General features: G+C 62.9%; 18 protein-coding genes. 13 read left to right on the plus strand and 5 right to left on the minus strand.

The features are described 5' to 3' along the window. Positions 1-31 precede the first annotated feature (31 nt). The 5 genes from hisA (at position 32) to coaA (ending at position 3328) form a co-directional block, all read left to right on the plus strand. Positions 32-760 carry a 1-(5-phosphoribosyl)-5-[(5-phosphoribosylamino)methylideneamino]imidazole-4-carboxamide isomerase gene (gene hisA, locus MQW79_RS12765; protein ID WP_476584850.1) on the plus strand — a complete coding sequence of 243 codons (729 nt, stop codon included), beginning with the start codon at positions 32-34 and terminating at the stop codon, positions 758-760. Further along, entirely contained in the window at positions 757-1086 is a 330-nt protein-coding gene (locus MQW79_RS12770; RefSeq protein WP_476584851.1) for a hypothetical protein, read from the plus strand. Before hisA ends, MQW79_RS12770 begins: the two co-directional genes overlap by 4 nt. Beyond that, positions 1083-1892, plus strand: coding sequence for an imidazole glycerol phosphate synthase subunit HisF (gene hisF, locus MQW79_RS12775; protein ID WP_476584852.1), 810 nt, complete (start codon positions 1083-1085; stop codon positions 1890-1892). The genes MQW79_RS12770 and hisF overlap by 4 nt, the downstream gene beginning before the upstream one ends. 168 nt (positions 1893-2060) lie before the next feature. Further along, positions 2061-2378 (plus strand): phosphoribosyl-ATP diphosphatase, encoded by a 318-nt coding sequence (locus MQW79_RS12780; RefSeq protein WP_476584853.1) that lies wholly within the window; start codon positions 2061-2063, stop codon positions 2376-2378. Further along, complete coding sequence (gene coaA, locus MQW79_RS12785; RefSeq protein ID WP_476584854.1) at positions 2378-3328, plus strand: type I pantothenate kinase; 951 nt, start codon at positions 2378-2380, stop codon at positions 3326-3328. The genes MQW79_RS12780 and coaA overlap by 1 nt, the downstream gene beginning before the upstream one ends. A gap of 189 nt (positions 3329-3517) precedes the next feature. Here coaA and MQW79_RS12790 read toward each other — a convergent pair whose 3' ends face one another. Then, a complete protein-coding gene (locus tag MQW79_RS12790) occupies positions 3518-3868 on the minus strand; it encodes a VOC family protein (RefSeq protein WP_476584855.1) in 351 nt (116 codons plus the stop codon). 93 nt (positions 3869-3961) lie between these two features. Here MQW79_RS12790 and dapB point away from each other — a divergent pair, with 93 nt between their 5' ends. Then, positions 3962-4804 (plus strand): 4-hydroxy-tetrahydrodipicolinate reductase, encoded by an 843-nt coding sequence (dapB, locus tag MQW79_RS12795; protein ID WP_476588233.1) that lies wholly within the window; start codon positions 3962-3964, stop codon positions 4802-4804. 52 nt (positions 4805-4856) lie between these two features. Further along, positions 4857-5471 carry a 2,3-bisphosphoglycerate-dependent phosphoglycerate mutase gene (locus tag MQW79_RS12800; RefSeq protein ID WP_476584856.1) on the plus strand — a complete coding sequence of 205 codons (615 nt, stop codon included), beginning with the start codon at positions 4857-4859 and terminating at the stop codon, positions 5469-5471. A 211-nt stretch (positions 5472-5682) separates the two neighbouring features. Here the strand turns inward: MQW79_RS12800 and MQW79_RS12805 are convergent, their stop codons facing one another. Continuing rightward, a complete protein-coding gene (locus MQW79_RS12805) occupies positions 5683-6552 on the minus strand; it encodes a methylated-DNA--[protein]-cysteine S-methyltransferase (RefSeq protein ID WP_476584857.1) in 870 nt (289 codons plus the stop codon). Positions 6553-6639: 87 nt separating this feature from the next. After that, positions 6640-7119 (minus strand): DUF2244 domain-containing protein, encoded by a 480-nt coding sequence (locus tag MQW79_RS12810; RefSeq protein WP_476584858.1) that lies wholly within the window; start codon positions 7117-7119, stop codon positions 6640-6642. Positions 7120-7167: 48 nt separating this feature from the next. Here MQW79_RS12810 and nth point away from each other — a divergent pair, with 48 nt between their 5' ends. Beyond that, positions 7168-7842 carry an endonuclease III gene (gene nth, locus MQW79_RS12815; protein ID WP_476584859.1) on the plus strand — a complete coding sequence of 225 codons (675 nt, stop codon included), beginning with the start codon at positions 7168-7170 and terminating at the stop codon, positions 7840-7842. Positions 7843-7955: 113 nt separating this feature from the next. Here the strand turns inward: nth and MQW79_RS12820 are convergent, their stop codons facing one another. After that, positions 7956-8408, minus strand: a complete 453-nt coding sequence (locus MQW79_RS12820; RefSeq protein WP_476584860.1) for a DUF2214 family protein — start codon at positions 8406-8408, stop codon at positions 7956-7958. Positions 8409-8459: 51 nt separating this feature from the next. On the opposite strand from MQW79_RS12820, the gene MQW79_RS12825 reads away from it, so the two are divergent. The 4 genes from MQW79_RS12825 to MQW79_RS12840 all read left to right on the plus strand — a co-directional run bounded on the left by MQW79_RS12825 (position 8460) and on the right by MQW79_RS12840 (position 12464). Next, the gene (locus MQW79_RS12825) at positions 8460-9020 is read left to right on the plus strand and encodes a TetR/AcrR family transcriptional regulator (RefSeq protein ID WP_476584861.1); all 561 of its coding nucleotides are present in this window, start codon (positions 8460-8462) and stop codon (positions 9018-9020) included. A 216-nt stretch (positions 9021-9236) separates the two neighbouring features. Further along, positions 9237-10241, plus strand: a complete 1005-nt coding sequence (locus MQW79_RS12830) for an adenosine kinase (RefSeq protein WP_476584862.1) — start codon at positions 9237-9239, stop codon at positions 10239-10241. 161 nt (positions 10242-10402) lie between these two features. Next, on the plus strand, positions 10403-11776 hold the full coding sequence (locus tag MQW79_RS12835) for a phage minor head protein (protein ID WP_476584863.1): 1374 nt from the start codon (positions 10403-10405) through the stop codon (positions 11774-11776). Next, positions 11760-12464, plus strand: a complete 705-nt coding sequence (locus MQW79_RS12840; protein WP_476584864.1) for a hypothetical protein — start codon at positions 11760-11762, stop codon at positions 12462-12464. The genes MQW79_RS12835 and MQW79_RS12840 overlap by 17 nt, the downstream gene beginning before the upstream one ends. Positions 12465-12474: 10 nt before the next feature. Here the strand turns inward: MQW79_RS12840 and pyrF are convergent, their stop codons facing one another. After that, positions 12475-13194: an orotidine-5'-phosphate decarboxylase gene (pyrF, locus tag MQW79_RS12845; protein ID WP_476584865.1), complete on the minus strand. Its 720-nt coding sequence runs from the start codon at positions 13192-13194 to the stop codon at positions 12475-12477. 144 nt (positions 13195-13338) lie between these two features. Here pyrF and MQW79_RS12850 point away from each other — a divergent pair, with 144 nt between their 5' ends. Beyond that, positions 13339-13776, plus strand: coding sequence for a MarR family winged helix-turn-helix transcriptional regulator (locus tag MQW79_RS12850; protein WP_476584866.1), 438 nt, complete (start codon positions 13339-13341; stop codon positions 13774-13776). Position 13777 lies beyond the last annotated feature (1 nt).

The following is a 13777-nucleotide window of genomic DNA, read 5'->3' on the forward strand; positions in this document are numbered from 1 at the left end:
CCGAGGGGGAGAAGAATAGTCGGAGCCCCCAATGATCCTCTTCCCCGCCATCGATCTCAAGGACGGCCAGTGCGTGCGCCTCAAGCTCGGCGACATGGATCAGGCCACCGTCTTCAACGACAATCCGGCTGCCCAGGCGAAGAGCTTTGAGGACCAGGGTTTTGAATATCTCCACGTCGTCGACCTCAATGGCGCCTTTGCCGGCGAAAGCGTCAATGGCGCCGCGGTGGAAGCCATCCTCAGATCGGTGAATTTCCCGGTGCAGCTGGGAGGCGGCATCCGCACGCTCGACCATATCGAGAGCTGGCTCGACAAGGGTCTGGCCCGCGTCATTCTCGGCACCGTCGCGGTCCGCAATCCGGACCTGGTCAGGGAAGCTGCGAAAAAGTGGCCGGGTCAGGTCGCTGTGGGCACCGATGCGAAGCAGGGCATGGTGGCGGTGGAGGGCTGGGCCGAAACGTCAGAACTGAGCATCATCGAACTGGCCAAGCGCTTTGAAGGCGCCGGCGTCGCGGCCATCATCTATACCGATATCGATCGCGATGGCATTCTGGCCGGCATCAACTGGGACTCGACGCTGGAGCTGGCGCGCGCCACCTCCATTCCGGTCATTGCCTCGGGCGGACTTGCCTCGATGGACGATATCGAACGCATGACGCGCCCCGAGTACCAGGTGCTCGAAGGCGCCATTTCCGGTCGCGCCCTCTATGACGGGCGCATTGATTCACGTGAAGCACTGGCGAGGCTGCGGGGCGCATGACGACGGGCCGGCCGCCGCGCTTTCCCTGGTGGGCCTACGGGCTGTTGCTGGTGGTGATTCTGCTCTTTGCGCTGGCGCCTGTCATCTCGATCTTCGTGGCCGGAGGAATTGCGGACGCCAATGGCTGCGTGCTCCATGAGGGTGGTATCAATACCTGCATGGTAGCGGGCGCCGACCTGGGTCCGACACTCTACACGCTCTTCGTCCTGGGCTGGTTTGCGCTGGCTACGTTGCCGCTGGGCGGCGGCGCCTTGATCGTCTGGCTGGTTATTCTCATCATCCATCGCATCGCCTGGGGGCGGATGCAGAAGGCAGAAACTCCATGAGCCTCAAGACCCGTATTATTCCGTGCCTCGATGTGGCGGGCGGCAGAGTCGTCAAAGGCGTCAACTTCGTCGACCTCGTCGATGCCGGTGACCCCGTCGAGGCTGCCATGGCCTATGACGCGGCCGGCGCCGATGAATTGACCTTCCTCGACATCACCGCGAGCCATGAAGGCCGCGACACGATTTTCGACGTCGTGGCGCGCACCGCCGAACACTGCTTCATGCCGGTGACGGTCGGCGGCGGCGTCCGGACCATCGAGGACATCAGGAAGCTCCTTTTGGCCGGTGCCGACAAGGTGGCGATCAATTCGGCCGCAGTGAACGATCCCGATTTCATTGCCCGCGCTGCCGACAAGTTCGGCAATCAGTGCATCGTGGTTTCCGTCGATGCCAAGCAGAGGCTGGATGCCAGGCTTGGTGGCGACAATCGGAGCGAATGGGAAATCTACACCCATGGCGGGCGCAAGCCGACTGGCATCGATGCGGTGGAATTTGCCGCGAAAATGGTCGAGCGCGGCGCCGGCGAATTGCTGGTGACCTCGATGGACCGGGACGGCACCAAGTCGGGCTTCGACCTCAGGCTGACCCGCACCATTGCCGACAGTGTCGAGGTGCCGGTCATCGCCTCGGGCGGCGTCGGCACGCTGCAGCACCTGGTCGAGGGTGTGACCGAGGGCCATGCCAGCGCCGTGCTGGCCGCCTCCATCTTCCATTTCGGCACCTTCACGATCCCCCAGGCCAAGGCCTATATGACCGAGCACGGGATCCAGATGCGAATGGATGCCGTCGCCGGAAGAGCGGCTTAGGTCTTAGTGACGGCGCAGCGGATTTTTGCTCTAAGCCATACCAACACACGATGTCACCCCGGCGAAGGCCGGGGTCCATGTCCGCGTCTTTCGGTCCTGCATCGAAATTTGGCGCATGGATTCCAGCCCTAGCCGGAATGACTCTCGGAACGATTGGGGAAGACCAGAATGACCCTTGAAGACCTCGAAGCGCGGATCGCCCAGCGCGCCGCCGCCTCGCCCGATGAAAGCTACACCGCCAGGCTCATCGCCCGTGGCGTGGAAAAGGCCGCCCAGAAACTGGGTGAGGAAGCCACCGAAGCGGTGATCGCGGCGGTCACCCACAACCGCTCTGACCTCGTCAAGGAAAGCGCCGACATGCTCTACCATCTGCTGGTCGTGCTCAAGGCCGAAGGCGTGCCGCTGGCCGAAGTCATGGCCGAGCTCGATGCCCGCACCGCCCAGTCGGGCCTGGCCGAAAAGGCCGGCCGGGAGACTCAATCCTGATGGCCAAGCGTTTGCCTGCCCTCGACCCCTATCGCACCTTCACCAAGGCGCAGTGGAGCGACCTCAGGAATGGTCAGCCCATGACGCTCAATGCCGCCGATATCGAGCGGCTGCGCGCGCTGACCGATCCGATCTCGCTGGCCGAGGCCGAAGAAGTCTACCTGCCGCTCTCGCGCCTGCTCTCCTATTATGTGGAAGCCATCCAGGGCCTGCACGACGTGTCCTCGCGCTTCCTCAATACGCCGGGCGACAAGGTGCCCTTCATCATCGGCGTCGCCGGTTCGGTGGCAGTGGGCAAGTCGACGACGTCGCGCATCCTGCAGGCGCTGCTCAGCCGCTGGCCCTCGAGCCCCAAGGTCGACCTGGTGACGACCGACGGCTTTTTGCACCCCAACCGGGTGCTGGAGGATCGCGGCCTCATGCATCGCAAGGGATTTCCCGAAAGCTACGATCGGGCGCGCTTCGTCAACTTCCTGGCCGATATCAAGTCAGGCAGGGAAAAGGTCGCCGTGCCGGTCTATTCCCATCTCGTCTATGACGTGGTGGCGGGCGAGCAAGTCATCATCGACCGCCCCGACATTCTCATCGTCGAGGGGCTCAACATTCTCCAGCCCGGCGAATTGCCGCGCGACGGCAAGCCGATCCTCTTCGCCTCCGATTTCATCGATTTCTCGATCTATATCGACGCCGATGTCGAGGACCTGCGCGACTGGTATCTGACGCGCTTTTTCCGCCTGCGCGAAACCGCCTTCCGTGACCCCACTTCCTTCTTCCGCAAGTTTTCGGAAATGAGCGAGGAAGAGGCCGGGATCTTCGGGCGCAATGTGTGGAAGACCATCAACCTGCCCAACCTGCTCGAAAACGTGCTGCCGACACGCGGCCGGGCCGATCTGATCCTCAAGAAGGGGAAGGATCATCGGGTTGAGGAAGTGAAGCTGAAGCGGCTTTGAGCCGAAAAGAGAGCGCTCCAGTGGAGCGATCTCCGGCGAAAAGGCCATGAGAGCTACGCTCGAATGGCGGGCCTTACGCCAACCACAGGACCGTCCTCGGGCCTGACCCGAGGACCACTGTCCACGTGGTGGATGTTGAGAATGGCCCTCGGATCAAGTCCGAGGGCGGCGCGGTGTTTTGGAGAGCGCTTAATACGTCCCCTGCTGCGGCTGGCTGAGAATGATCAGGTTCCCGTCCGGGTCCCGCAGTTTTGCCGTCTTGAAAAAGTCTCCGATCGCCTTGGCTACCGGTTTGATGCCATGCAGTTCGAGCCGTGCCAGTTCCTCGGCAATGTCATCGACGATGAGCATGACCACGCTCGCCCCGGCCCGGTCGGCATCGCTCATCACATGCACCCAGCCGCCGCCGGGCAGTTTCCATTCGGCCACGTCGACCATGGTGCGGGCATCGGCCGGACGGCCGAAGAGATATTCGTACCAGATGAGGGATTGGCCGAGGTCCTCCACAGCGACACCGGCCAGCACATTGGTAAGAGTCATGGATAGGTCCATCTTTTCTCTTGGTCTTTGCCGAATCGTAGCACAGTGCCGGCCCGGGCGGCATCCCGGTTGGCGGCGCTTCGTGGCGCTGCTATAGGCGAGGGAGTTCGAGGAGAGTTCGCATTGACCAACCTGCGTATCATCGTGGCCGGAGCCGGCGGGCGCATGGGCGCCGCCAATATCGCGGCCGTTGCTTCCCATGATGGCGTCGAACTGGTGGGCGCCATTGATCGCCCCGGCTCGTCGGCCATCGGCAAGGATGCCGGCACGCTGGCGGGGATCGAGGCGCTGGGCGTTTTGGTCAGTGACGATGCGTCTGCCCTGCTCGATCAGGCCGATGCCATCATCGACTTTACGGCCCCTGCCGCCAGCGTCGCGCTGTCCCGACTCGCGGCAGAAAAGGGCCTGATCCACATCATCGGCACGACCGGCTGCTCGGAAGCGGATGATGCCGAGATCGCGGCGTCCGGCGCCGCCGGAGCGCGGATCGTCAAGTCGGGGAATTTCTCACCCGGCATGGTGGCGCTGGCGGTGCTGGTCGAAAAAGCCGCGCGGGCGCTCCCTGACTACGATGTCGAAATCCTCGAAATGCACCACAACAAGAAGGTCGACGCGCCCTCGGGCACGGCACTGATGCTGGGCGAGGCTGCTGCCAGGGGCCGCGAGATTTCGCTCAGGGACAAGTCGGTGCGCGTGCGCGATGGCCATACCGGCCCCCGCGAGGCCGGCACGATCGGCTTTGCCACTTTGCGCGGCGGCAATGTCATCGGCGACCATATGGTGATCCTCGCCGGCCCCTCCGAGCGGATCGAGCTCAACCACCGGGCGCAGGACCGCACCATCTATGCCAATGGCGCGCTCAAGGCGGTGCTGTGGGCCGCCGGGCAGCAGAAGGGTCTTTATTCCATGGCCGACGTGCTCGGCCTCACCGACTGAACCTTTGGGGCCCGATCAAGGCCCTCGAACCTCCGATCCAAGGACCAAAGATATGACCGGCACGCTCATTCTCGTTCGCCATGGCCAGAGCGAATGGAATCTCAAGAATCTCTTTACCGGCTGGCGCAATCCGAACCTGACCGAAAAGGGTGAAGGCGAGGCCCGGGCCACCGGCAAGGCCCTGAAGGCGGCCGGCATCGTGCCCGACCTCTACTACACCTCGGCTTTGCGCCGCGCCCAGCACACGCTCGACTTGATGCTCGAAGAAATGGGCATTCTCAATGTGACGATCACCCGCAATGTCGCCCTCAACGAGCGCGACTATGGCGACCTTTCGGGCCTCAACAAGGATGACGCCCGCGACAAGTGGGGCGAGGAGCAGGTCCATATCTGGCGCCGGTCTTTTGACGTGCCCCCGCCGGGAGGCGAGTCCCTCAAGGACACCGCGGCCCGTACCCTGCCCTATTACGAAGCCGAAATCCTGCCGCAGCTGAAAGCCGGCAAGACCGTGCTCGTCGCCGCCCATGGCAATTCGCTGCGCGCTCTGGTCATGGCTATCGAAGGCCTCAGCCCCGACGAAATCCTCGCCCGCGAAATCGGCACCGGCGAGCCGACGACCTACAGGATCGGGCCGGATGGCAAGCTGGTGGAACGTGTGACGCTGTAGCCATGACCACCCGGTAGCGAGCTGGGGTGGAGATATTGTCCCCACCCACGGTACCGTCCTCGGGCTTGACCCGAGGACCACTCATGACCGCGCGGGCGTTGGGAATGGCCCTCGGATCAAGTCCGAGGGCGGGCCTGAGAGCGGTGGTAACACGTCGATTCACGTGAAACCTCGAACTGCCCGAATGTAATTCGCGGCGGTCATTATCGCCTCAATGCGCCGCCGAAATCACGCCGGCTTCCCAGCCCAGGATCGCCCGCTTGCGCGGCACCCCCCAGTGATAGCCGGTGAGGGCCCCTGACGTCCCCACCACGCGGTGGCAGGGCACGACGAAGCTGATCGGGTTCTTGCCCACCGCGGCGCCGACGGCGCGTGAGGCGCTGGGCCTGCCGATAGTGCGGGCAACGTCCGAATAGGTCGTCGCCTTGCCCACCGGAATTTTCAGCAGCGTCTCCCAGACCTTGACCTCGAAATCGGTGCCGATCAGGACGACCCGGACCGGCTGTTCGGCCGACCAGCGCGCGGGCTCGAAGATTCCCGATACCAGCGGTGCGATACGGGCGTCGTCGCGGCTGAACCGCGCCCTGGGCCAGCGATTGGCGAGGTCGGCAAAGGCGTCTTCGATGCTGGTATCCGCGTCGGCAAAGCCGAGGCCGGAAATGCCGTAGTCGGTGGCGGTCACCACAGCCAGGCCAAAGGGCGAGGGCGCCACGCCCCACACCATGTCGATTCCCGCCCCGCCGGCGCGAAACACGCCGGGCGGCATGGCCTCGTAGGTCACGAACAGGTCATGCAGCCGCGAGGTGGAGGAGAGGCCCACTTCATAAGTGGTGTCGAGCACGCTCACCTGATCGCGCAACAGGCTCTTGGCATGGTCGAGCGCCACGGCCTGCGCAAAGCTCTTGGGGCTGAGACCGCACCAGCGCCGGAAGAGATCGGTGAGCTGGCGTTCGGTCAGGCCGAGGGCACGGGAAAAACGCGAGAGATCGGTGGCATCGGGGCCGTTCTCGCTGAGATAGCGGATGGCGGCGCGGATCGTGTCATAGTCGCTGTCTGGCGCGAGCGTCCTGATCTGGTTCATGTCCGGGCCTTTCGTCTTGCGTCTGCGGACATGTCTAGCGCCCGCGCCTATTCGCCGCGACCCGGTTTTGACTTATGACGTGCAGGATCAGTGGCTCCGGCGGGCCTGCCGCAGGGCACCGCCAAAGGCCTTGGCGAAGCTGGACTTGTCGGCGCTGGAGAGGAATGCCCCCAGCTCGATCTCCATGCCGTCGCTGGCGAGGAAAATGCCGGTGGTCCGCTCAAAGCTGTCGCGCTTGAGGCGCAGCCGCACCAGCGACGGATCGAAGCGCTGCAATTGCTTGTCTGTCCCGGGCGTCGACATCGTCACCTCGAGCTGATCGGGCCAGAGGGTCACCTGCTGGCTGATCTGGCGCTGGCGGGACTGGCGCAGGCCAAAACCCACGAGACCGCCGGCCGCCAAGCCATAGGCGACAAGGCCCGGCAGCATGAATTCGGGCATGGCAATGAGAAAGGGCGTGCCGACAATGGCCGCCAGCACCATGGCAATCCAGCCGCCGGCCATGCGCAGGGACCGGTCCGGACGAAGGGTTGCTGCAAACAGCGGGGTGGTTGTGGTGACTTGCATCGCATCGCCTCTTGGCCGAAATACTGCCAGAAAATCGGGTCCGAGAGAATGCCAAGAGTTAAAAAAGTGAAAATGCTGGGCAAGGCGGATGCCGAAGCCATTTTCGAGCGCTTTCATGAAATCGAGCCCGAACCCAAGGGCGAGCTCGACTATGTTAATGCCTATACGCTGCTGGTGGCCGTGGTGCTGTCGGCCCAGGCGACCGATGTCGGCGTCAACAAGGCGACCAAGCGCCTCTTCGAACTGGCCCCGGATCCGGCGTCCATGGTGGCCCTGGGCGTCGAGCAGATCACGGAGCACATCAAGACCATCGGCCTCTATCGGGGCAAGGCGAAGAATGTCTTCGCCCTCTCCCAGATCCTCATCGAAAAACATGGTGGCGAGGTCCCAGATGACCGCGAGGCGCTCGAGGCGCTGCCCGGCGTCGGGCGCAAGACCGCCAATGTCGTGCTCAACATCTATTTCAAGCAGCCCACCATCGCCGTCGATACGCACCTGTTCCGGGTCGGCAATCGAACCGGTCTTGCACCCGGCAAGACCCCGCTCGAAGTGGAAAAGGCGCTGACCAGGCAGGTGCCGGAGCGCTTCATGCTGCATGCGCATCACTGGCTGATCCTGCATGGGCGCTATCTGTGCAAGGCGCGCAAACCCGAATGCTGGCGCTGCCCGATCCGGCAATGGTGCCTGTTCGAACCCAAGACGCCGCTGCCGGTGGGGCGGTAGAGGGGCAGGCTCATATGTTCATCGTCACCACCCGGCTTGACCGGGTGGTCCATGGATTGCCCGGTCAAGCCGGGCAATGACGAAGGAGGTGATGGCGTTCTGAAGGTGAGGGGTTAGGCCCCATAACCCCGGGCCATCATGGCGGCAAAGATCGGGATCAGCACCAGCACGCCGGCCTGCAGATGCAGGAACCGCCGATTGCCCGAAATCTCGGCGGAGGGCGGCGCAAAGTCGGTGATCCCCTCTCCCGCCTTCTGCCAGCGCCGGAATGCCATTGTGGGTGGAATGGTGAGCAGGCCCATGATGAGGAAGGCTGCCATCTTGCCCCAGAAGGCGAAGTTGGCGACGTAATATTCCCAGCCGACGGCGCCGAAGATGACGCGGACAATGCCGACGACGATGACAATCCCCGCCACCGCACCATAGGCGGCGTCGACCCGGGCCAACTGGCCGACACGCCTGCCGGCAAGGCCGGGGCGCAGCAGCGCGAATTCCGCCGCAAACAATGCGACCAGCGTGAACACCGCCAGGTGATGCGCCGAGGCCAGGATCAGGTCCCAATCCACTGCCACTCTCCCATGTTGACAATGCTTACACTTTGAATCATGATGTAATCAATGTCAACATTGTCCAATTCCCCCTACCATCACGGCAATTTGCGCCAGGCTTTGCTTGAGGCCGCGCTGGTCATTCTCGAAAAGCAGGGCGAAGCGGGCCTTGGCCTGCGCGACCTTGCCCGCGCCGTGGGCGTCTCACCGGCTGCGCCCTATCGGCACTTCGACAGCCGCGCGGCCCTGCTCGAAGCCTTGGCCGTCACCGGCTTCCAGCGCTTTTCGGCGCGCATGGAAGCCGTGGCGGCGACAAGGCCGGAAAATCCGATGACGGCCATGGGCAAAACCTATGTTGTCTTCGCCTTGCAGAACGCCAATCTCTTCCGGCTGATGTTCTCGCCCCAGCTGAAGAAGGACGGTCGCCCGGGCCTGGCCATGGCGGCGGATGCCGCCTTCGATACGCTGCGCCATGTCATTGGTGGCGATGTCGCCTCTGGCCGCATCAAGGCGCTGGCCGCCTGGGCCAAGGTGCACGGCCTCGCCGTCCTGCTGCTCGACGGCCAGATCGCCCTGCGTGCCGGCGAAGACACCGAGGCGCTGATCTCGGAAATTCTGTCGAGCCTGTAACCCGTACCTTTCCCTACCACCGCGCCGTCCTCGGGCCTGACCCGAGGACCACCTGCCACATCGCTGTGGGTGCAGTTGGCCCTCGGATCAGGTCCGAGGGCGGTCCGGTGTTTGCTGAAGGGTTTGGAGCGGAAGCCCAAAAGAATTGCCCCCTGCCCGTTCATGCTCTAAACCGGCCCACGGCCTTTTGTCCCAGAAACCCGGACCGTTCCCCCCATGACCCAGACCCGCTTCGACGTGCTGACCATCGGCAATGCCATTGTCGACATCATCGCCCCGGTGGAGCCGGGCTTCATCGAGCGCGAAGGCATGAAAGAGGGGATCATGCACCTGATCGATACCGATCGGGCCGAGGAACTCTACGGGAAAATGCCGCTGGGCCGGCAGCAGATTTCCGGCGGTTCGGCCGCCAATACCGCCGCGGGCGTGGCCTCGCTCGGGGGCCGCGCCGCTTTCGTGGGCAAGGTGGCCGATGATCCGCTGGGCGATGTCTTTGATGCCGACCTCACCCAGATCGGAGTGCACTACAACACCTCGCGCCTCAAGAATGGCGCGCTGACCGCCCGCTCGATGATCTTCGTCTCACCCGATGGCGAGCGCACCATGAACACCTATCTCGGCGCCTGCCACGAACTGACCGAGCGCGACATCAGTCCCGACGAGATCGGCGGCGCGGCCATCACCTATATGGAAGGCTTTTTGTGGGATCCGGTCGAGGCCAAGAAGGCCTTCGTGCTGGCCGCCCACTATGCCCACAAGAACGAGCGCGCCGCCGCCTTCACCCTCTCCGACCCGTTCTGCGTCGATCGCTATCGCGCCGAGTTCCTCGATCTCATTCGGTCCAAGACCATCGATTATGTCTTTGCCAATGTGAATGAGCTGAAGTCGCTCTACCAGACCGACGACCTGGGCACTGCGGTGCGCGAAATCGCCAAGGATGCGGAAGTGGCCGCCATCACCATGGGCGCCGATGGCGCCATGGCCGTGTTCAACGGCGAAGTGGTATCGGTCCCGGCCTTCCCGGTGGACAAGGTGGTGGACGCCACCGGCGCCGGCGACCTTTTTGCTTCGGGCTTTCTTCTCGGCCTCGCTCGCGGCCAGACCATGGAATCGGCGCTGAAGACCGGGTGCCTCGCCGCCTCGGAAGTCATTTCCCACATCGGCGCCCGTCCGCAGCTCGACCTGGCGGAGCTTACGCAAAGGCATGGGTTGACGGGGTAGCGATGGTTCGTCGCGAGGCGATTGCCCACGTTGCCGGTCCGAGTCCGGATCGCCAGGACCGCAGTCCGATGAACAACAGTCGCCGTGTCCCATCAGCGAAGTAGCCGACTTATCCACCCATCTAGCTGCAATGCGATCATCCCGCTCAAACGGGGTGATCCATGTCTTCTGGCACGCGCAAACAGCAATTGATCGGAACGGCCCAGCGCCGTGCATTTGAAACATATCTCCGCTTCGGTCGAGTCGCAGAGCCGCGACCGGCAGACCAGCAGGAGAGCAAGGCGATTGATCCCAACGCGCGCCCCGTGAATAAGCCGACACGATTTTATGTCTGGCGGACGGCATCAGACGATCGGGTTCGAGCAGCCCACAACCTCCGCAACGGCCAGATATTTGCTTGGAACAATCCCCCTTTTGGCGGTCATCCTGGGAGCGAGCCCAACTGCCGGTGTTGGGCCGAGCCATATTTCGGCGACCCAGCCCTTCCGGACACCTTGCAGCCACTGACGCATACATCCGAAGTGCCGGTAACGAGCACCGCGCTGTGGACTCATCTGGAAAGTCTCCGCCGGCCGGACGGCACGCTGGCGGAAAGCGTCATTACCCTAAGCGATGGAACAGAAGTCCGTTCCCGCTTCTCGCGCACCTTGGTCGACCGCACCGTCACCCTTGCCGGTGGCGGCACGCTGCGAGTCGTCAGCGAAGGGGGACGTCAAAAGGTCTATCAAGGTGAGAGCCCCACCCCCTTGTTCCAGTCAGAGTGGACTCCCAAGGGCCCACGCATCACGCATACGCAGCGTCGCCTCGCCTTCATGGGCGATATGGACACGCTGCTTGAGCCTGACTTTCGGACGGATATCGACGATCCATTTCGCGATCCCGAAATCCCGGTATTTTCAGCAAACCCCATGCTCGGTTCTTCGGACGCAGGGACGTTTGACCTCCTCGGAGCCGCCTTCATTGCGCTCTACCTAGCCCATCAAGCTGCTCCGGCAAGTCAGGGGTTGGGGGAAGGCGATGCGCCAGTTCTGGTATTCAGAGCATGGACCCCATTGAAGGGCATTCCTGCCCTTCCGATCCGGGTTGATTCATTGTCGGAAGAGCAGCTTCGACAGCAGTGCAAACAACTTCCTAACGTGCAACGTTGGGTTGACGAAGCGGCCAGCGAACTGTCCGGCATGACGGGAAGCATGACCCCTCGTGCTTTTGGCACTCGCTTCCACCACCTAGTCAAACTGAAGTTTCTTACCGAGCAAGCGGCCCTTCCTGCGGCCTATGAAGGCGTAGATGCAGAAGTGTCAGTGGATCCCAAGGGCGGGGACACCCACTACGGAGCACGATCATCTACCCGCTTGGACGTAATTGAACGAATTCCTTCTGATCAACCAGAAATAGTATGCAACTACGAGATCAAAACGGGCGACGCTCTTCTACAAGGCGTTCAACTTTTGCGGCAGGCGATGAGACTCGCGATACGGTATCCCCAAGCCACCATCTACATTATTGAGATCAAGCCCAATGACCACCCTCGTTGAGGTCAAGCGCTGGACGCGTCCGTTTCTGGCGCACCACCCTGATTTCACTCAGATCGACAGGCTGATTGTCCTGCCTGTGGTGGATCATTTCATCCGGGGCTTCTTCGTAGATCGGACCAGCATAAAACAGAAGGCAATCGTCTATTGTTTTGCCGATCCCTTGTACGAAATGCATTATGTGCCAGCATTTTTCTGGAGCAGGAGGTTGGATGTACCGCTGTCCGACCAACCCTCCTTCCAGGATCAGTTCGAGATCGCACTCGAAGATGGTCTTCATTTAGGCCTAAGTACGATTACGTCGATCGAGGCGTTTGTCGCAGAAACCAGCAAAGTCAGTTCGCGGTTTTTCGGACCCAGCTCATTGCCCAACTATAATGGCCGCTATGGTCGAACCTTGGCCGCTCTAGGCCACCTGGCCGAAGCCGAGCCTCTACTCGCACAGGACCTGGCTGACGATGTCGTGACGCGTCGGGCGGCCAATCCGAACCTGCCAGCGCGGATGTTTGATTTGGGACCGGACAGCGTCGAACGCCACGCCTACCACACCGGCCTGCTCGCGGCTGTCCGCAGTCGAGACCATCATGCTGTCGCCGCCCTGCTGCGCGATTGTGAGCGGCTTCAGGCCGAGCGCTGGAAGGTTGGGCACCTGTGGAACCCGACCCGTTTTCCGGTCGAGGAGTTGGCTTGAGGAGCCCTCCCTAAGCCACGCTCACCCGCTGCCCCGTTTTCCCCTCCATCTCCGCCAAAATCGCCCTTGCCGCTCCGGCCGGATCGGCTGCGCCGATGATCGGGCGGGCCACGACGAGGTGGCTGGCGCCGGCATTGAGCGCGTCCGCCGGGGTCATGGCGCGCTTCTGGTCGCCGAGTTCAGCGCCCGCCGGACGAATCCCCGGCGTCACGATGGCCATTTTGGAGCCCACGATAGTGCGCACCATTTCCGCTTCCTGCGCCGAGGCGACGACGCCGCCAATGCCCGCTTCCTTGGCCTGCTGGGCGCGCAGCGCCACGAGCCCCGCCGCGTCGCGGGCATAGCCGGCATCCTTGACGTCATTGTCGTCCATCGATGTAAGAACAGTGACGCCCAGAACGCAAAGGCCCGAGCCTTCCGCGGCCTTCTGCGCCGCGAGCATGGTCTTGGGATAGGCGTGGACGGTCAGCATGGCAGCGCCGGTTTCGGCAAAGGCCGCGACGCCCTTTTCGACCGTATTGTCGATGTCGAGCAGTTTGAGGTCGAAGAACACTTTCTTGCCCGCAGCGATCAGCGCCTTGCCCAGGGCAAAGCCATCGGCGCCGTAGAAGCACTGGTAGCCGATCTTGTAGAAGTCGACGCTGTCGCCCAGCAGCGACACAATCTCCTCGGCGCGCGCGCGTGACGAAACGTCGAGGCCCACGATCAACTGGCCAGCCATAGTCTTCATCCTTCTGCTGATTTGCTCTCCGCTCTCACAATTTGCCCGCAAGGGCAAGCCTTCTCGTGGGTCCTATGCTGCCATAATGGTCTTGCTCCGGCTTGCTATGGCGTCATATCAGGCGGCTTTCGTGTGCGTTTTCAGGATTTTGACATGCAGCAGCAGGCGTTGAAGGCCATGGTGGCCTGGATGCGGCTCGATAATGCGCTGAAGGCTTTTGAGACCGATCTCAAGCGCCGACACAACATTACCACGCTGCAACTGGCGGTGCTGCATATCGTGTCGGAGCGTCCGCACATTCCGCTGGCGGCCCTGCGCAAGGCGCTGCTGGCCCATGCCGCGACCCTTGGCCAGGCCATTGACGACTTGCGGCGCAAGGGCCTGTGCCAGGTGCGCACGAACCCCGAGGATCGCCGCGCCCGCAATGTCTCCATCACCGAGGCCGGCTCGGCTCTGGTCGCCGCCATGCCCATGGCCGGCCCGATGCGCCTGCGTGATGTCGAGGGCGAGACCGAGCGGCTCGATCGCCTCGCCCCGGCGCTCGGCGATGCGCTCGAGCTCTTTGGCCTCGAGGCCTGGACGGGGCGCTGAA

The sequence above is a fragment of the Devosia sp. Micro-HW1 genome, assembly GCF_056341075.1.